This window comes from Streptomyces sp. SudanB182_2057 (genome assembly GCF_964272715.1).
GTDB lineage: Bacteria > Actinomycetota > Actinomycetes > Streptomycetales > Streptomycetaceae > Streptomyces > Streptomyces rubradiris.
Genome location: NZ_OZ186798.1, coordinates 4,789,288 through 4,806,628 on the forward strand (window position 1 = coordinate 4,789,288; position 17,341 = coordinate 4,806,628).

General features: G+C 74.3%; 15 protein-coding genes. 12 read left to right on the forward strand and 3 right to left on the reverse strand.

Going from position 1 to position 17,341, the window contains the following annotated elements:
* Positions 1-2 precede the first annotated feature (2 nt).
* Positions 3-1,589, forward strand: coding sequence for a FadD3 family acyl-CoA ligase (locus tag ACSURM_RS21105; protein ID WP_436957054.1), 1,587 nt, complete (start codon positions 3-5; stop codon positions 1,587-1,589).
* Positions 1,590-1,702: 113 nt separating this feature from the next.
* Here the strand turns inward: ACSURM_RS21105 and ACSURM_RS21110 are convergent, their stop codons facing one another.
* Positions 1,703-1,891 (reverse strand): hypothetical protein, encoded by a 189-nt coding sequence (locus ACSURM_RS21110; RefSeq protein ID WP_436957056.1) that lies wholly within the window; start codon positions 1,889-1,891, stop codon positions 1,703-1,705.
* A 201-nt stretch (positions 1,892-2,092) separates the two neighbouring features.
* The gene (locus ACSURM_RS21115) at positions 2,093-5,056 is read right to left on the reverse strand and encodes an AfsR/SARP family transcriptional regulator (RefSeq protein WP_436957058.1); all 2,964 of its coding nucleotides are present in this window, start codon (positions 5,054-5,056) and stop codon (positions 2,093-2,095) included.
* Between the two features lie 211 nt (positions 5,057-5,267).
* Between ACSURM_RS21115 and ACSURM_RS21120 the strand changes: the two genes are divergently transcribed.
* The 11 genes from ACSURM_RS21120 to ACSURM_RS21170 all read left to right on the forward strand — a co-directional run bounded on the left by ACSURM_RS21120 (position 5,268) and on the right by ACSURM_RS21170 (position 15,869).
* A complete protein-coding gene (locus ACSURM_RS21120; RefSeq protein ID WP_436957059.1) occupies positions 5,268-6,488 on the forward strand; it encodes an amidohydrolase family protein in 1,221 nt (406 codons plus the stop codon).
* Positions 6,489-6,493: 5 nt separating this feature from the next.
* Positions 6,494-7,411, forward strand: coding sequence for a TIGR03619 family F420-dependent LLM class oxidoreductase (locus ACSURM_RS21125; protein ID WP_436961155.1), 918 nt, complete (start codon positions 6,494-6,496; stop codon positions 7,409-7,411).
* A gap of 9 nt (positions 7,412-7,420) precedes the next feature.
* A complete protein-coding gene (locus ACSURM_RS21130; RefSeq protein ID WP_436957060.1) occupies positions 7,421-8,191 on the forward strand; it encodes an SDR family NAD(P)-dependent oxidoreductase in 771 nt (256 codons plus the stop codon).
* Positions 8,192-8,289: 98 nt separating this feature from the next.
* Entirely contained in the window at positions 8,290-9,408 is a 1,119-nt protein-coding gene (locus ACSURM_RS21135) for an LLM class flavin-dependent oxidoreductase (protein ID WP_436957062.1), read from the forward strand.
* A 119-nt stretch (positions 9,409-9,527) separates the two neighbouring features.
* Positions 9,528-11,258: an N-acyl-D-amino-acid deacylase family protein gene (locus ACSURM_RS21140; RefSeq protein ID WP_436957064.1), complete on the forward strand. Its 1,731-nt coding sequence runs from the start codon at positions 9,528-9,530 to the stop codon at positions 11,256-11,258.
* Positions 11,255-12,709, forward strand: a complete 1,455-nt coding sequence (locus ACSURM_RS21145) for an aldehyde dehydrogenase family protein (RefSeq protein ID WP_436957066.1) — start codon at positions 11,255-11,257, stop codon at positions 12,707-12,709. The genes ACSURM_RS21140 and ACSURM_RS21145 overlap by 4 nt, the downstream gene beginning before the upstream one ends.
* A 117-nt stretch (positions 12,710-12,826) precedes the next feature.
* On the forward strand, positions 12,827-13,267 hold the full coding sequence (locus ACSURM_RS21150) for a hypothetical protein (RefSeq protein ID WP_436957067.1): 441 nt from the start codon (positions 12,827-12,829) through the stop codon (positions 13,265-13,267).
* Positions 13,268-13,278: 11 nt separating this feature from the next.
* Entirely contained in the window at positions 13,279-14,652 is a 1,374-nt protein-coding gene (locus tag ACSURM_RS21155) for a hypothetical protein (RefSeq protein ID WP_436957068.1), read from the forward strand.
* A gap of 8 nt (positions 14,653-14,660) precedes the next feature.
* Positions 14,661-14,891 (forward strand): hypothetical protein, encoded by a 231-nt coding sequence (locus ACSURM_RS21160; RefSeq protein ID WP_436957069.1) that lies wholly within the window; start codon positions 14,661-14,663, stop codon positions 14,889-14,891.
* A gap of 10 nt (positions 14,892-14,901) precedes the next feature.
* Positions 14,902-15,459 (forward strand): protease inhibitor I42 family protein, encoded by a 558-nt coding sequence (locus ACSURM_RS21165; protein ID WP_436957071.1) that lies wholly within the window; start codon positions 14,902-14,904, stop codon positions 15,457-15,459.
* Between the two features lie 23 nt (positions 15,460-15,482).
* The gene (locus tag ACSURM_RS21170) at positions 15,483-15,869 is read left to right on the forward strand and encodes a hypothetical protein (RefSeq protein ID WP_436957073.1); all 387 of its coding nucleotides are present in this window, start codon (positions 15,483-15,485) and stop codon (positions 15,867-15,869) included.
* Here ACSURM_RS21170 and ACSURM_RS21175 read toward each other — a convergent pair.
* Entirely contained in the window at positions 15,838-17,256 is a 1,419-nt protein-coding gene (locus tag ACSURM_RS21175) for a CehA/McbA family metallohydrolase (protein WP_436957075.1), read from the reverse strand. The two genes, ACSURM_RS21170 and ACSURM_RS21175, sit on opposite strands and share 32 nt — an antisense overlap.
* Between the last annotated feature and the right edge of the window lie 85 nt (positions 17,257-17,341).

The following is a 17,341-nucleotide window of genomic DNA, read 5'->3' on the forward strand; positions in this document are numbered from 1 at the left end:
CCGTGAGCGAGTGGGAGACCATCCCGGAACTGGTCCGGTCGGCGGCCGAACGGTACGCGGACACGCAGGCCGTGGCCGACGGCCGGACCAGGATCGACTACGCCGAACTGGGCGCCCGGGTGGAGCGCGCGGCGGCGGCCTGCCTGGCGAGCGGGGTACGCACCGGCGACCGGGTGGCCGTCTGGGCCCCCAACTCGGCGGAGTGGATCGTCGCGGCCCTGGGCGCGGTCTCCGCCGGTGCCGTCCTGGTCCCGCTGAACACCCGCTTCAAGGGGGCCGAGGCGGCGGACGTGCTGCGCCGCAGCCGGGCCCGGCTGCTGTTCGTGACGGGCACCTTCCTCGGCACGTCCTACGTGGCGGCCCTGCGCCGGGCGGCCGGCACCGGCCCGGCGACGGACCGGCCCCTGCCGGCCCTGCCCGACCTGGAACAGGTGGTCGTCCTCGCGCCGGACGCGCCCCCGGCCTTCCGCACCTGGAAGGACTTCCTGGCGGCCGGGGAGTCCGTGACCGCGCCGGAGGTCCGCGCCCGCGGCGGGCGGCTGACGGGCGCCACACCGTCGGACATCATCTACACCTCGGGCACGACGGGCCGCCCGAAGGGCGTGGTGATCACCCACGGCCAGACCCTGCGCGCCTACGACATCTGGGCCGGCCTCGCGGGCCTGCGCCGCGGCGACCGCTACCTGATCGCCAACCCCTTCTTCCACACCTTCGGCTACAAGGCCGGGGTGATCGCGTGCCTGACGCGCGGGGCGACGATGATCCCGCAGGCGGTGTCCGGCGCGGAGACGGCGCTGGCGAACATCGCGACGGAAGCGGTCACCGTCCTGCCCGGCCCGCCGGCCCTGCACCAGCGGCTCCTGGACCACCCGGCCCGGCACGCCCACGACCTGTCGTCGCTGCGGCTGGTGGTGACGGGCGCGTCCGTGGTGCCGCTGTCGCTGGTGGAACGCCTGCGTACGGAACTGGGCGTGGCGACGGTCCTGACCGCCTATGGGCTCTCCGAGGCGTCCGGCCTCGTCACGATGTGCCGCCGCGGCGACGACCCGGCCGTGATCGCCGCCACCTCCGGCCGGGCGATCCCCGGTACGGAGGTGCGGGTGGCGGGCCCCGACGGCACCCCGCTGCCGCCCGGCGTTCCCGGCGAGGTCCTGGTCCGCGGCTTCACCGTCATGCGGGGCTACGACGACGATCCCCGGGCCACTGCCGAGGCCGTCTCCCCGGACGGCTGGCTGCGCACGGGCGACGTGGGCGTCCTGGACGACTCGGGCAACCTGCGCATCACCGACCGCCTGAAGGACATGTTCGTCGTCGGCGGCTTCAACGCCTACCCCGCCGAGATAGAACGCCTCCTGCTGACCCACCCCGACGTGACGGAAGCGGCGGTCGTCGGCGTCCCCGACCCCCGCCTCGGCGAGGTCGCCAGGGCCTACGTGGTCCCCCGCGCCGGATCCTCCCTGACCCCCGAGGCCCTGATCGCCTGGTCCCGCCACGAGATGGCGAACTACAAGGTCCCGAGAACGGTGGAATTCCTGCGGTCCCTGCCCCGGAACGCGAGCGGAAAGGTGATGAAGGCGGACCTGCGCTGACATGCCGAGGGGCCGAGCCCCCCCAGGCCCGGCCCCTCGACCCCCCGTTCACACCCGGCCGCGACGACTCCCCCTCCGCGCCGCCGCGACCGATCCCCCGTCGGGTTGGTGGCTTACTTGCCGTTCAGGTCCAAGGCCGGCGGCGGGGCCGGCATGGCGTTGTCCATCGTCTTGATGGTGTCCTTGAGGGGACCCGACGGCATCGCGTTGTCGAGAGTGGTGATGGCGTCATCGGCGGCAGCCGGCGTGGGCATGGCGTTGTCCTGCGGAGTGGCCGCCGCGTCCTTCGTCTGGTCGCTCATGATCTTTGTCCTCCGCTGTTTCGACGAGTAAGGAACGCCCGCCCAGGGGCTCCCCCGAGGGCCGCCGGACGGGCGTTCGGAGCCGCACTCTATTGCTTCGGGCTCCAGCCAGACCGTCTGCCCCCCGACGCGACGGTCCGTCACGTAAGAGACTGCCTGCCGCCGATAAACGAATGCTGAACGCGGACGTGATCGCGCGTCTCAACGGGCGGAGGTCGGTGTGATGAGCGCGCGCACGCTGCCGGCCTCCGGTGCTCCTGTCTGCTCGTACAGGTTGAGCGCCTCACGCCAGCACGCCCTGGCGCGGTCTATCTGACCGAGCTTGGTCAGTGCCCGCCCCAGGAGCATCAGTACGTTGCCGCGCATGCGGTCGCCACCGATGCAGCCCAGTGCCAGAGCCTGCTCCGCGTACTGGGCCGCCTGTGCCGGGCGGAGGGCGGCCAGGTGGACCTCCGCGATACGGAAGTTGGTCGTTCCCTCCCAGAGGCGCTGCCGGTGGTCACCGAAGATCTGCAAGGCGTCCGAGAACTGGCTGAGCGCTTCGCTGTGGCGGCCTGCCTCGATCATGGCGACCCCCAGCGCGTAGTGGCTGTTGGCGAGGCGCACGGTCCGGCCGATCTCGCTGTGTGCGGCGACTCCCCGCTGAGCGATCTCCACCGCTCGGGTGATGTCGCCCATCCCCAGGTAAGCCCGCGACAGATTGCCGAGGCTGGTCGCCTCGAACGGCCGGTTGCCCGCTGCCCGGAGCCCTTCTATCGCCCTCTCGAAGAAGGCTTTGCCCTCCGCGTGCCTTCCTTGGTGAAGGCACAGGAGCCCCCGGTTGTTCGCGACCCAGCTCTCGGCGGTGGAGTCGCCCACCCGCTCCGCCAACTCCAGCGCGACGCGGGCTTCCGCCTCCGCCTGCCGAATGCGCCCGGACACGAGCAGGACGTCGGTCAGTACGGTGCGTGCCCTGCCCTCCGCCCGGGCGTCCCGCGCCGCGTGCGTCGCGTCGCACATCGCCCGTGCCGTCGTCTCGTACTGGTGGGAGTTGGCTCCTGACTCCGTCAGGTCCTTGGCCGCCCACAGCAGGTCGACTCCGCGCCGCAGCCGGTCGGTCCCGGCGGTCTGCCGGACGCAGGCCAGGAGGGGTGCCGCCTCGGTGTACAGCCAGTCGAGCGCCGCCGTCGCCTCGGTGAACCGCAGCCCGGCGTACTCCGTCGGCTCCAGGTCGTCCACCAACCGGTCCCCCGGCCGCTCGACCGCGTACACCCCCGCCGTCGTCGCCAGATAGAAGTCCAGCAACCGCGACATCGCCGCGTCCCGCTCGCTCGGGCGGTCCTCGTCGCGTTCCGCGCAGGCGCGGGCGTAGAGGCGGACGAGGTCGTGGAAGCGGTAGCGGTTGGGGGCCGCGGACTCCAGGAGGGACGTGTCGACCAGGGACTCGAGGAGTTCCTCGGTGTCCTCCGGGGGCAGGTCCAGGACCGCCGCCGCCGCGGCCAGCGAGATGTCGGGGCCGTCGGCCAGGCCGAGCAGGCGGAAGGCGCGGGCCTGGGCCGGCTCCAACTGGCCGTAGCCGAGTTCGAACGTGGCCTTGACCGCGAGGTCGCCCGCCTGGAGCTCGTCCAGCCGGCGCCGCTCGTCGGCGAGCTTGGCCGCCAGCACCGAGACCGTCCAGGTGCGGCGGGACGCCAGGCGGGACGCGGCGATGCGGATCGCCAGGGGCAGGAAGCCGCAGGCCGCCACGACGTCGAGCGCGGCCTCCCGCTCCGCCGCCACCCGCTCCTCGCCCACGATCTTGGTGAACAGGCACAGGGCCTCTTCGGGGGACATCACGTCCAGGTCGACGAGCTGGGCACCCGCGAGGTCCAGCATCCGCACCCGGGAGGTCACCAGGGCCGCACACCCCTCGGTGCCGGGCAGCAGCGGCCGTACCTGGGCCGCGTCCTTGGCGTTGTCCAGCAGGACCAGCACCCGCCGCCCGTCCAGCACCGAGCGGTACAGCGCCGACCGCTCCTCCAGGGAGTCCGGGATCGCCGAGTCCGCCGTGCCCAGTGCCCGCAGGAAGGAGCCGAGGACCGTCTCCGGTTCGGCGGGTCGCGGGCCCGCGCCCTGGAGGTCGACGTACAGCTGCCCGTCGGGGAAGGCGGACCGCGCCCGGTGGGCCACGTGCACCGCCAGGGTGGTCTTGCCGACGCCGCCGATACCGGCCAGCGCGGACACCGCCATCACCCGGCCCTCCGCCTCGGACGCGGAGGCCAGCACGGCGCTCAGGTCCGCGACGAAGGACGCGCGGCCGGTGAAGTCGGGCACCGTCGCGGGCAGCTGGGCCGGCCGGACCGGCGCCGCCGCCTGCTCCGTCACCGGCGCCGAGGGCTCCGCCAGGGCCGGGTCCGCCCGCAGGATGCGCTGCTGGAGGTCGCTGAGGCCGGGGCGCGGGTCGACCCCGAGCTCCTCGGCCAGCAGGCGGCGGGTGTCCGCGTAGACCGCGAGCGCCTCCGCCTGCCGGCCGCTGCGGTACAGCGCCAGCATCAGCAGCTCGCGCAGCCGCTCCCGCAGCGGGTGCGCCGCCGTCAGGGCGGTCAGCTCCGAGACCGCCTCGGCGTGGCCGCCCTGCTCCAGGTCCATGTCCAGGCGGCATTCGAGGAGTTGCAGCCGCCACTCGTCCAGGCGGGCCCGCTGGGTCTCCGCGTACGGGCCGGGCACCCCGGCCAGCGGTTCGCCGTCCCACAGCGCCAGCGCCTGCCGCAGCAGCTTGCGGGCGGTGCCGAGGTCGCCGGCGCCCCGCGCCTTCTCCGCCTCCGCCGCCAGGTCCTGCGCCACCGACATGTCCAGCGCGCCCTCGCCCAGCCCGCGCACCGCGTATCCGCCGGACTCGCTGACCAGGACCCCGGGGTCCAGGATCTTGCGCAGCCGGGACGCGTACGTGCGCACCGCCGCCAGCGCCTGGGGCGGCGGCTCCGACCCCCAGAGCGCGTCGATCAGCTCGGCCGCCGTGGCCGTACGGCCCTCCCGCAGCAGCAGCGCGGCCAGCAGGGCGCGCTGTTGCGGGGAGCCCGTGCCGAGCGCCTTCTCGCCGCGCCAGGCCCGCACCGGACCGAGCACGCCGAAGCGCAGCGTGCCGGTCTCCGCGGTGACCGCGGAACCGGCGCGCCGCTGCTCGGGTACTCGCGGCCCACCGTCCATGCGTTCGTCCCCCTCGGCATCACGAACAACCCCGTCAGTTTGCCTTGTTCCGGGCGGTTGCGTCAGCCGTGCGAGACACCGATCACAAGGGCGCGGCCCCCGGGACACAAGGCCCTCACGCGTTCCACAGGGTTCTCACACCCCTTGGGGCGCCGGGGACGGCCCGTCCACGTAGCTGACGGACCGTCAGATCGGCGCTACCGTGAACCGCATGGAGACCACACAGTTCCCGCCGATCATCTCCGTCGACGACCACACCGTGGAGCCCGCCGGTGTGTGGCAGGAGCGGCTGCCGAGGCGGTACCGGGAGGCCGGGCCCCGGATCGTGCGGGCGCCGCTGAAGGAGATGTCCTTCCTGGGCGGCCGTTTCAAGCCGGTCATGGGCGCCCCGGGCGACGACGGGCCGGTCGGCGACTGGTGGGTCTACGAGGACCTGTGCCGGCCCCTGACCCGGCTGGACACCGCCGTCGGATACGCCAGGGACGAGGTGCGGCTGGAGGTCATCACGTACGAGCGGATGCGCGCCGGGTCGTACGACGTGGCCGCGCGCCTCGCCGACATGGACGTCAACCACGTGCAGTCCGCCCTGTGCTTCCCGACCTTCCCCCGCTTCTGCGGGCAGACCTTCGCCGAGGCCGCCGACAAGGAGCTGGCCCTGCTGTGCGTGCGCGCCTACAACGACTGGACGGTGGAGGAGTGGTGCGGGCCGCGGGCGGACGGGCGGCTGATACCGCTGGCCCTCGTCCCCCTGTGGGACGCGGAGCTGGCCGCCCGGGAGGTGCGCCGCAACGCCGCGCGCGGGGTGCGGGCCGTCGCCTTCTCCGAGATACCCCCGCACCTGGGCCTGCCGTCGGTGCACACCGACGACTGGGACCCATTCCTCGCGGCCTGCGACGAGACCGGCACGGTGATCGCCATGCACATCGGCTCCAGCAGCCGGATGCCCTCCACCTCCGCCGACGCCCCGCCCGCCGTCGGCTCCGTCATCACCTTCGCCAACTGCTGCTTCTCGATGGTCGACTGGCTGATGAGCGGCAAGTTCGAGCGCTTCCCGAACCTGCGGGTGATGTACGCGGAGGGGCAGATCGGCTGGATCCCCTACATCCTCGAGCGCGCGGACGTGGTGTGGGAGGAGAACCGGGGGTGGGGCGGGGTCGCCGGCAAGGTGCGCCGGCCGCCGTCCGAACTGTTCGCCGAGCACGTGTACGGCTGCTTCTTCGACGACGCCTTCGGGCTGCGCAACCTGGACGCCATCGGCGCCGGCAACGTCCTGTACGAGACCGACTACCCGCACTCCGACTCCACCTGGCCCAGGTCCCGCGAGGTCGGTGAGGCGCAGATGGGGCATCTCGCGCCGGACGTGGTCGAGCGGATCGTCCGGGGCAACGCCATCGAGCTGCTGGGACTCACCCCCGGGGGGCTGTGGCGGTGAGCGCCCTGGCGTACGGCATCCAGCTGCCCGTGCAGTCGCAGAGCACCCTGTACGCCGAGCCGTGGGAGGCCGCCGCCGGGCCGGAGGACCTGGTCGCCGTCGCCCGCGCGGCCGAGGCGGCGGGATTCGCCTACGTCGCCTGCTGCGACCACGTGGCGATCCCGCGCCGCCTCGCCGGGGCCATGGGCACGGTCTGGTACGACCCGGTGGCCACCCTCGCCCACCTCGCCGCCGTCACCACGCGGATCCGGCTGCTCAGCCACGTGGCCGTGGTCGGGCTGCGCCATCCGCTGCCGACCGCCAAGCAGTACGCCACCCTGGACCACCTCTCCGGCGGGCGGCTGGTCCTCGGGGTGGGCGCCGGGCACGTCCGGGAGGAGTTCGAGGCGCTCGGGGCGGACTTCGCGCGGCGCGGGGCCGTGCTGGACGAGGCGATGGACGCCCTGCGGGCCGCGCTGGGCCCCGAGGAGTTCCCCGAGCACCACGGGACGTACTACGACTTCGCCGGGCTCGGCCAGCGCCCCCGCCCCGCGCAGCCGCACGTCCCCCTGTGGGTCGGCGGCTCCTCGCCCGCCGCCGTCCGCCGGGCCGCGCTGAAGGGCGACGGCTGGCTGCCGCAGGGGGACCCGCCCGGGCCGCTGGCCGAGCGGGCCGCCCGGATCCGGCGGCTGCGCGAGGAGGCCGGACTGGACGGCCCGTACACGGTCGGCGCCCTCGCCGGGCCGCTGTACGTCGGCCGGCCCGGCTGGGACGTCGGCCGGCGCACCCTCGCCGGGCCCCCGGAGGAGATCGCCGCGTCGCTGCGCGCCTACCGGGCGCTGGGCGCGCACCAGGTGCAGGTGCGGCTGCGCAGCCGGAGCCGGTCCGAACTCATCGACCAGATAGCCGCGTTCGGGGCCGAGGTCGCGCCCCGGCTGGACTGAGGAGACGGTATGGGCAAGCTGGACGGGCGGGTCGTCCTCGTCACCGGGGCGGCGCGCGGGCAGGGCGAGCAGGAGGCCCGGCTGTTCCGCTCGGAGGGCGCCCGGGTGGCCGTGGCCGATGTGCTGGACGAGCGGGGGGCGGCCCTCGCGGAGGAGATCGGCGCGCTCTACGTCCACCTCGACGTGGGCACGGAGGACGGCTGGCGGCGGGCCGTGGCCGAGGTCAAGCGGGCCTACGGGCGCCTCGACGGGCTGGTCAACAACGCGGGCATCCTGCGCTTCAACGCCCTGGTGGACACCCCGCTGGCGGAGTTCATGCGGGTGGTGCAGGTCAACCAGGTCGGCTGCTTCCTCGGGATGAAGACCGTCGCGCCCGAACTCGCGGACGGCGGGACCATCGTCAACACCGCCTCCTACACGGCCCTGACCGGCATGGCGGCCGTGGGCGCGTACGCGGCGACGAAGCACGCCGTGCTCGGGCTGACCCGCGTGGCCGCGCTGGAGCTGGCCCCGCGGCGGATCCGGGTCAACGCCGTCTGCCCGGGCGCGATCGACACCGCGATGTCCAACCCCGCCCGGCTGGACCCGGACGCCGACCCGGAGGAGACGGGCCGGGCGCTGGACGAGCTGTACCGGGGACTCGTCCCGCTCGGCCGGATCGGGCAGCCGGAGGAGGTGGCCCGGCTCGCCCTCTTCCTCACCTCGGACGACTCCTCCTACATCACCGGGCAGCCGTTCGTGATCGACGGGGGATGGCTGGCCGGGGTCAGCGTGATCTGACCGGCCGTCGTGCCTTGACGGTCACGGCGGCCGGTGCGAGAGTCGGCCGACAGCAATATCTGACGGTGTTTCAGGAACTCTGAGGACGGTGAACCGCCGTGGAATTCGGGATCTTTGTACAGGGATACGTGGGCAAGCGCGCCGAGACCGACCCGCTGGCCGAGCACAAGGCGCTGATGGAGGAGACCGAGTACGTCATCCAGGCGGACAAGTCCGGCTTCAAGTACGCCTGGGCCTCCGAGCACCACTTCCTGGAGGAGTACTCGCACCTGTCCGCCAACGACGTCTTCCTCGGCTACCTCGCCCACGCCACCGAGCGGATCCACCTGGGCTCCGGGATCTTCAACCCGCTGGCCCAGGTCAACCACCCGGTCAAGGTGGCCGAGAAGGTCGCCATGCTGGACCACCTCACCGAGGGCCGCTTCGAGTTCGGCAGCGGGCGCGGCGCCGGATCGCACGAGATCCTCGGCTTCCTGCCCGGCATCACCGACATGAACCACACCAAGGAGATCTGGGAGGAGACCATCGCCGAGTTCCCCAAGATGTGGCTCCAGGACGAGTACGCGGGCTTCCAGGGCAAGCACTGGCAGCTGCCGCCGCGCAAGGTCCTGCCGAAGCCGTACGGGAAGTCCCACCCGGCGATGTGGTACGCGGCCGGGTCCCCGCCGTCGTACGCCATGGCCGCGCGCAAGGGGCTCGGGGTGCTCGGCTTCAGCGTCCAGAAGGTCTCCGACATGGAGTGGGTGCTGGAGCAGTACAAGACGGCGATCGTGGACGCCGAGCCGGTGGGGGACTTCGTCAACGACAACGTCATGGTCACGACGACGGCGATCTGCGCGCCCACGCACGCCGAGGCCGTCGAGACCGCGGTCAGCGGCAGGCTGCACTATCTGCCCTCGCTGGTGTTCCGCTACCACGACACCTTCCCCCGGCCGGAGGGGTTCCCGGTGTGGCCGGAGACGCTGCCCGCGTACACGCCCGAGTTCGTGGAGCTGCTGATCGAGGAGGAGCTGCTGATCTGCGGCGACCCCGACGAGGTGCTGCGCCAGTGCGAGCGGTGGGAGCGGGCCGGGGCGGACCAGCTGAGCTTCGGACTGCCGGTGGGGGTGCCGAAGGAGGAGACGCTGCGGACGATACGGCTGATCGGGGAGCACGTGATCCCGAAGATCGACACGGATCCGGTGCACCGGACCTCGCGGTTCCGGGCTGCCGGGTGAGCGCCGTTGCGGGGTGCGGGTCGTCTGTGGCTGGTCGCGCCCACGCGGCGGAGCCGCATATCGGTATGGCCCGCGCCCCTAGGTAGGTGGTCTTACCGGAGTTGAGAAGGGAGCCGCCCATGCTCGATCACGTCATCAAGGACGCCACCGTCGTCGACGGCACCGGTGCCCCCGCCTTCACCGCCGACGTCGGGATCCGGGACGGCCGGATCGCCGCCGTCGGGAAGCTGGACGCGGCCTCCCGGACCACCGAGGACGCCCGGGGACTCGTCCTCGCCCCCGGCTTCGTGGACCCCCACACCCACTACGACGCCCAGCTGTTCTGGGACCCGTACGCCACCCCCTCGCTCAGCCACGGGGTGACCACCGTGGTCGGCGGGAACTGCGGGTTCACCCTCGCGCCCCTGCACCCCGCGCGCCCCGAGGACGCCGACTACACCCGGCGGATGATGGCCAGGGTGGAGGGGATGTCCCTGGTCGCGCTGGAGCAAGGGGCGCCGTGGAGCTGGCACTCCTTCGGGGAGTACCTGGACGCCCTGGAGGGGCGGATCGCCGTGAACGCCGGGTTCATGGTGGGGCACTGCGCGCTGCGCCGGCACGCGATGGGCCCGCGGGCCGTCGGCGGACAGCCCGGCGGGGAGCAGCTGCGCGCGATGCTCCGGCTGCTGCACGAGGCCATGGACGCCGGCGCCTGGGGGCTGTCCACCACGCAGTCCGGGACGCACTCCGACGGGGACGGCCGCCCGGTCGCCTCCCGGTACGCGCGCCCGGCGGAGCTGCTGGCCCTCGCCCGCGCCGTCGGCGAGCACGAGGGCACCCAGATCGAGGCGATCGTCGCCGGCTGCCTGGACCGCTTCGGCGACGACGAGATCGACCTGCTGGCACGGCTCAGCGCGGCGGCCGGCCGGCCCCTGAACTGGAACGTGCTCACCGTCGACGCCGCCGTGCCGGACCGCGTGCCCCGCCAGCTGAGCGCGAGCGAGCGGGCCCGGAGGGCCGGCGGGCGGGTGGTGGCGCTCACCATGCCGATCCTCACCCCGATGAACATGTCCCTGGGCACGTTCTGCGCCCTCAACCTCATCCCCGGCTGGGGGACGGTCCTCGCCCTGCCGGTGCCCGAACGCACCGCCCGGCTGCGCGACCCCGCCGTACGCGGGGAGCTGCTGCGCCGGGCCCGGTCCGAGGAGGCCGGGGTGTTCCGGCGGCTCGCCGACTTCGGGCGGTACGTCATCGGGGACACCTACAGTGCGGCCAACCAGGGGCTCACCGGCCGGGTGGTGCGGGACATCGCCGCCGAACGCGGCCAGGACCCCTTCGCCTGCCTGGTCGAGATCTGCGCCCACGACGAGCTGCGCACGGTGCTGTGGCCCATGCCGAGCGACAACGACCCGGCCTCCTGGGCGCTGCGCGCCGAGACCTGGCGGCACGAGGACGTCCTGCTCGGCGGCTCGGACGCGGGCGCCCACCTGGACCGGATGTGCGGGGCGCCGTACACCACCCGGTTCCTCGGGGACTGCCTGCGCGGCCGGCGGCTGGCCGGGCTGGAGCAGGCGGTGCGGATGCTCACCGACGACCCGGCCCGCCTCTTCGGGCTGCGGGAGCGGGGCCGGGTGGCCGAGGGCTACCACGCCGACCTGGTGCTGTTCGACCCCGAGCGCGTCGACGCCGGCCGGGCCCGGCTGGTGCACGATCTGCCCGGGGACAGCCCCCGGCTGCACTCGGAGGCGATCGGCGTGCGGGCGGTGTGGGTGAACGGGGCGGAGACGGTCCGCGACGGCCGGGTGACGGGGGCCGTGCCGGGCCGCGTCCTGCGCTCGGGCCGGGACACCCGGACGGTGAGTACGCGGTGAGCGGCGAGGGGCAGCCACTGTTCGTCGGCGGGGAGTGGGTGGCCCCGGACGGCGGGCACTACCCGGTGACCGACCCGGCCACCGAGGAGACCGTCGGCTGGGCACCGGAGGCATCCCCGGAGCAGGCGCGGGCGGCCTGCGCGGCGGCCCGGGAGGCGTTCGGCGCCTGGTCGCGGACCCGGCCCGGGGAGCGGGCCGCGCTGCTCGGGCGGGCCGCCGGGATCATCCGGGAGCGGCTGGGGCCGTACGCCGACCTGGCCCGCGCCGAGACGGGCGCGACCACCGGGACCGCCCGGGCCATGCAGGTCGGGGTGGCCGCCGCCCGCTTCGCCCGGTACGCGCGGGTGGAGCCCGCCGAGTGGCCCGTCGCCCCGCAGATCAACGAGGCCGGGCCGATGGGGAAGGCCGCGGTGATGGGGGCGCTCGCGGTACGCCAGCCCGTCGGGGTCGTCGCGTGCGTCACGTCGTACAACAACCCGTGGGCCAACCCGGCCGGGAAGATCGCCCCGGCGCTGGCCATGGGCAACACGGTGGTGGTCAAGCCCGCCCCGCAGGACCCGCTGTCGGTGTACCGGATGGCCGAGGCGCTGGCCGAGGCCGGGGTGCCGCCGGGCGTGGTGAACGTCGTCTCCGGCCGCGCGGTCGCGGTGGGCGAGGCGGTGGTGGGGTCCGCCGACGTCGACATGGTCAGCTTCACCGGGTCCACGGCGGTCGGCCGGCGCATCGCCGAGGTGTGCGGGCGGGACATGAAACGGCAGTTGATGGAGCTGGGCGGGAAGGGCGCCGCGCTCGTCTTCGACGACGCCGACCTCGCCTCGGCCGTCACCGGCATCGGCACCACCTTCTCCTTCTACAGCGGCCAGATCTGCACCGCGCCGACCCGGGTGCTGGCCCAGCGCGGGGTGTACGACCGGATCGTGGAACAACTGGCCGGGTACGCGCGCCGCTTGAAGATAGGGGACCCGCGGGAGCCCGGCACGGTGGTGGGACCGGTCATCTCGGCGGAGCACCGGGCGCGGGTCGAGTCGTACGTCGAACTCGGCCGCGAGGAGGGAGCGGTGGTGGTGACCGGCGGCCAACGCCCGCCGCGCGAGCGGGGTTTCTATGTCGCCCCGACCCTGCTCGCCGACGGCCGCAACGACATGCGGGTGGCCCGGGAGGAGATCTTCGGGCCGGTGGTGACGGTGATCCCCTTCGACGACGAGGAGGAGGGCGTGGCCCTGGCCAACGACTCCGACTACGGCCTCCTCGACTACGTGTGGTCCGGTGACGTGGCCCGCGCCTTCCGGGTGGCGCGGCGGCTGCGGGCCGGCGGGGTGGGCGTCAACACGGTCGGCCGCAACATGGAGGCCCCGTTCGGCGGGTTCAAGCTGAGCGGGGTCGGCCGGGACACCGGCGTGTACGCGCTGCACGCCTACAGCGAGGTCCAGGCGCTGGTGTGGCCGGGCTGACCGGCCCGCGCGCGGAGGGTGTGGCGGGCCCGTGCGGGGCCTGTGACACCCCGACGGCCCCCCGGACGAGGCGTGTTAGCCTCCCGCAGCCAGGGATCAACGCGACGGGGGAGCTTCATGGGCGCGTCCACGGACGGCTATACGGTCAGGTCCGGCATGGCCGGGCAGGCGACGGAACTGGACGGCGCGGGCGACGACGCCGGGCACATCGCCGAGGTGGTCCGCCCCGCCGGGAACCAGTCCCCGGACACGCTGGGCGGCGCCGACTCCGCGGCGGCGTTCGACGCGTTCGCCTCCGCCTGGGAGGCGGAGGCGACCACGCTGGAGTCGGCGCTGCACGAACTGGCGGGCAAGGTCCGCCTGGCCAAGGGCGCGTACGGCGGCGCCGACCACACGGTGGCGACCCGCGCCGCGGCCGTCCCCGGCGGCGGACTCACCACGATGCCGACCCCGGCGGGCCCCGGCGCCGTCACCACGATGCCCACCCCGGCGGGTCCCGGCGCCGTGACCACCATGCCCGTGCACGCCGAGCGGCCGTCGGCCCTCTCGCGCTACTGAAGAGGCGGACGATGACCGGGTTCCTCAGCCCGCTGGACTCTCCGGCGGCCCGCCGCTCCTGGCTGGCCGGCCTGCGCGACAGCATCCCCAAGGCCGCCTCCAAGAACGACCTGCTGGACCAGATCGACGGCGCCCTGTTCGTCGCCGCGCCGCAGGGCGACCCCGCGACCCTGAACGCGCTGGGCAAGCGCTACCGCGGCCAGGTCGACAAGGCCGGCGATCTCCACGACCGGGTGAACAAGGTGGCCCGCAAGGGACTGCCCGAGGTGTGGACCGGCAGGACGAGCGTCCTCGCCTCCGACGGGGTGGCCGCCGCCGCGCGGGCCGCGACCGAGATGGCCGAGGCGTTCGACGGCGGAGCCAAGGCGCTGGCCGCGCTCGCCGACGCCCTCGGCCACGCCAAGCGGCAGGACGCCGACGGCCGCGCCCGGCTGGACCAGGCACGACGGCAGCTCGGCCCGAGAGAAGGGTTCTTCGACGTCGTCGACCGCATGATCGAGACCGACGAGGAGAAGCAGGCCCTCGCCGCGGCCCGGTCGGTCGCCACCGAGGGCGTCGACCTGATGCACAAGGCCGCCGTCGCCGCCGACGACGCCGTGCGCGCCGCCACCCGGGACCTGAACAAGTGGGCGGCCGAGGCCCGCGCCGGGAAGCTGCGCACCGGCGGTCTGTCCGCGGTGGACCGGCTGATGCTCGCCGACACCAGCGGCAAGGCCGGCGCCGCCGAGTACAACGAGATCCTCACCGCGGGCGACCTGGAGCGCTCCGGCCGCGCCATGGACCGGCTGCCGGCGGCCGACCGGGCCCGGATGGACCGCCTCCTGGCGGGCGCCGGATCCCCGCAGGAGAAGGCGTACCTGATGAAGGCCCTCGCCGCGGGCCACAGCGTGGACGACATCGAGACGTTCGGCGGGAAGATCCACGGCAAGGACCCGGCCTGGCTCCAGGAGCACCTGTCCCCGATCGTCACCCAGGGCGACAGCCTCAAGGACGAGGGCGTCGACGCGGGCAGCGGCGCCAACGTCAACACCGACCTGCAGAGCTTCCGCGGCCAGCAGTGGGCGCAGGGCGGCGACGGCCGCGAGGGCACCTGCGTGGCCTCCTCACCGTCACCGCCCGCGCCATGGTCGACCCCGTCTACGCCCTCTCGCTCACCGGCGGCCCCAGCGGCCAGGAGAACGACCCCGCCGCCTTCCGCCGCCGCCTGGTGGACGAACAGCACCGGGTGCACACCGAGGGCGACGGCGGCGCCAATTGGAACGGCATGGTCCTGGAGGGCAAGACCGAGGTCCTCAACAAGGAGGTCAGCCCCGAGACCGGAAGCGCCTACGAGCTCCACGAGGTCCGCGACGCGGACGCCCGGCGCAACGTCCTGCCGGAGATAGAGAAGGCGGTGGCCGAGGGCAGGCCGGTGCCGATCGGCGTCGAGGGCTACGAGGCCGACGGCACCCGGCACGGACACGCCATGATGATCATCGGCCAGGAGGGTGACAAGCTGGAGATCTACAACCCGTGGGGCCAAACCACCTGGGTCAGCGAGGACGACTTCGTCAACGGCGGCATGGCGAAGGCCAGCGACAGCCAACTGCCCGACGCCTACGCGGTGCACCTGCCCCAGGACTGAGAGAGCGACCATGACTTCCCGCACCACCCGGCTCGCCCCGGCCGCGCTCCTCGCCCTGCTCGCCCTCACCGGGTGCGGCACGGACGGCGCCACCACCGACGCACCCACCCCCACCACCGGCGGCACCGGCACCGAGCGGGCCGCACCGGGCGGCGGCACCGAGTACGGCGTCGAGCGGCGCGACATCACCGTCCGGCCGGGCGAGCGCTTCTCCCTCACCGTCCCCTCGGCCCCCACCCTCGGCGAGCACTGGTACCTCGCCGACCCGCGCCCCGACAAGGCGGTGCTGGCCTCCCGGGGCGAACACACCACCGGTGACAACAGCGGGGCCGACGGCAGCACCGGCTCCACCCGCTCCTTCGACTTCACCGCGCTGGCCAGGGGCCGTACGACGGTACGGCTGCTGCACTGCCCGCTGCACACGTGCACCGGCCCCGGCCCCGACGACCGCTCCACGCTGGGCCCCAGCCCCAGCGGGTCCCCGTCGCCGTACCCCACGCTGACCGCCGACCCGCGCGCCCGCGGCGCCGGCGCCGGCTTCTACGTCTTCACGATCACCGTCCGCTGACCCGGACCGGAACCGAGGCCCGCATGCCCCCTTCGCCCGACTCCCGCACCGACGACGAGGTCCTGGCCGCCACCGACGTCGCCGTCCTGCTGCGTTACGGCCTGACCCAGGACGCCTTCCGCACCGCCCTGTTCGGCGACGGCGCGGTGGCCGCCGCGGTCACCCTGGACCGGCTCGGCGTGCTGCCCCGCTCCCTGGTGTTCCTCGCCGGGACCGTCCGGGCGGGCGGGCTCGGGTACGCCGCCGAGCTGCCCGAGCCGCTGCCGTCCCCGGAACCGGCCGCCCTGCTGCGGGAGTGGCTCGGCGGCGCCGCGCCGACCGCCGGCACCCCGGAGGCCGAGGAGCGCGCCGCCCGCTGGCTGGAGGCGGTCGCCGAGATCATCGCGCTGCGCCGGGCCACCCGCCGCTGACCGCCCCGAGGAAGACCGGGTTGGTGAACGCGGCCATCGCCCCCGGCACCGGGCCCAGCGCCGTCTCGTGCCGCACCTCGGCCCGGACATAGGCCGCGCGGGCCGGGGAGGTGCGCCACTCCACGGTCCCCGTGCCGGACACCGGCAGCGGCTCGCCGGTGAACACCAGGCCCTGGTCGGTCAGGAACCGCACCGCGCAGCGCGGCGCGCCGGACACCTGGAGCCGCACGGTCACCGGGGTGTCCGGGGCCACCGCCAGCCGCTCCCCGATCCCGGCCCGCCCGCCTCCCTCGGCCGTGACGGAGAAGTCCAGGGAGACATGGCGCGACTCGGCCACGTAGGACCGTCCGGTCCGCAGCCCCTCCTGGATCGCCTCCCGGGTCAGGCCGTCGGCGAGGACGACCGTCTGGGGCAGCCCGACCACGTCCGGATCGCGGTGGGCGTCGCTGTTGCCCAGCGCGGGCAGCCACGTCCGCTCGCCCCGCGCCGCCGCCACCAGCCGCGCGTCCCAGCCCGCGAGCGCCAGCTCGTCGTCGGGCGTCCACACCCCGTTCCACACCTCCACGGCGTCCGCCTCCGCGAACCCGAACCGCCAGGAGCAGCCCACGCAGTCGCCGTGCGGATGGGCCGGTACGACCAGACCCCCGGCCCGCCGGATCGCCCGCGCGAAGTGCGCCCAGCGGCCGTCCCGGGCCCGGTAGCGCCAGTCGACGAAGGTGCCCGGGTCGGTGCCGAGCGCGAGCACGTGCCCGTTGCGGGTGGTGACCTCCTCGCCGAGCAGCACCAGCAGGTCGTCGCCGGCCGCGTCGGCCCAGTGGGGGTGCGAGGCGTTGGTGTTGTGGTCGGAGCTGTTGACGAAGTCCAGCCCGGCGGCGCGGGCCAGCGCCGCGATCTCGGCGGGGGTGCGGCGGCCGTCGGAGTGCCAGGAGTGCAGATGGCAGTCGCCCCGGTACCAGTCCCGGCCCCGTCCCCGGGCCCGGCCGGGCGGGTACACCGGCTCGGGTGTCTCACCGGCCGCCCCCTCGGTCAGGGTGATGTCCACCTCGTAGGCCAGCCCCTGCGGGGCCACGGTGTAGGGGCCGAGGGCGATGTGCCAGGTGCCGGGGGTGAGCGGCCCGGGCAGGTACCCGGGGGTCGCCGCGTCGGCCCGCACGAAGAACTCGTCGCGTGCCCCGCCCGACCAGCCCCGGAACCCCCGCCCGCCGACCTCGGTCCCCCGCGGGTCGAACAGCCCGATGTCGAGCGCGTTGCCGGGGGTGCCGGGCGGGACGGGCGGTTTGTCGTAGGTGTAGGTGACTTTCAACTCTGCCGTGCCCGGCGGGACTTCGAAGGGGAGGTACGCGAAGTCGGGGGAGCCGGGTGCGAAGGTGCCGCGCAACGTCGTCACCCTGTCAACGTAAGCCGACCCGGGGGGCCCGGGACAATACCCGTGCGCGGCGCCACCCCCGTCGGAGACGATCACCGCAACCGTA

Coding starts and splice junctions, on each gene's coding strand:
- ACSURM_RS21110 (WP_436957056.1), bottom strand. CDS start 1,891: ATGAGCGACCAGACGAAGGACGCGGCGGCCACTCCGCAGGACAACGCC.
- ACSURM_RS21115 (WP_436957058.1), bottom strand. CDS start 5,056: ATGGACGGTGGGCCGCGAGTACCCGAGCAGCGGCGCGCCGGTTCCGCG.
- ACSURM_RS21120 (WP_436957059.1), top strand. CDS start 5,268: ATGGAGACCACACAGTTCCCGCCGATCATCTCCGTCGACGACCACACC.
- ACSURM_RS21130 (WP_436957060.1), top strand. CDS start 7,421: ATGGGCAAGCTGGACGGGCGGGTCGTCCTCGTCACCGGGGCGGCGCGC.
- ACSURM_RS21140 (WP_436957064.1), top strand. CDS start 9,528: ATGCTCGATCACGTCATCAAGGACGCCACCGTCGTCGACGGCACCGGT.
- ACSURM_RS21150 (WP_436957067.1), top strand. CDS start 12,827: ATGGGCGCGTCCACGGACGGCTATACGGTCAGGTCCGGCATGGCCGGG.
- ACSURM_RS21155 (WP_436957068.1), top strand. CDS start 13,279: ATGACCGGGTTCCTCAGCCCGCTGGACTCTCCGGCGGCCCGCCGCTCC.
- ACSURM_RS21165 (WP_436957071.1), top strand. CDS start 14,902: ATGACTTCCCGCACCACCCGGCTCGCCCCGGCCGCGCTCCTCGCCCTG.
- ACSURM_RS21170 (WP_436957073.1), top strand. CDS start 15,483: ATGCCCCCTTCGCCCGACTCCCGCACCGACGACGAGGTCCTGGCCGCC.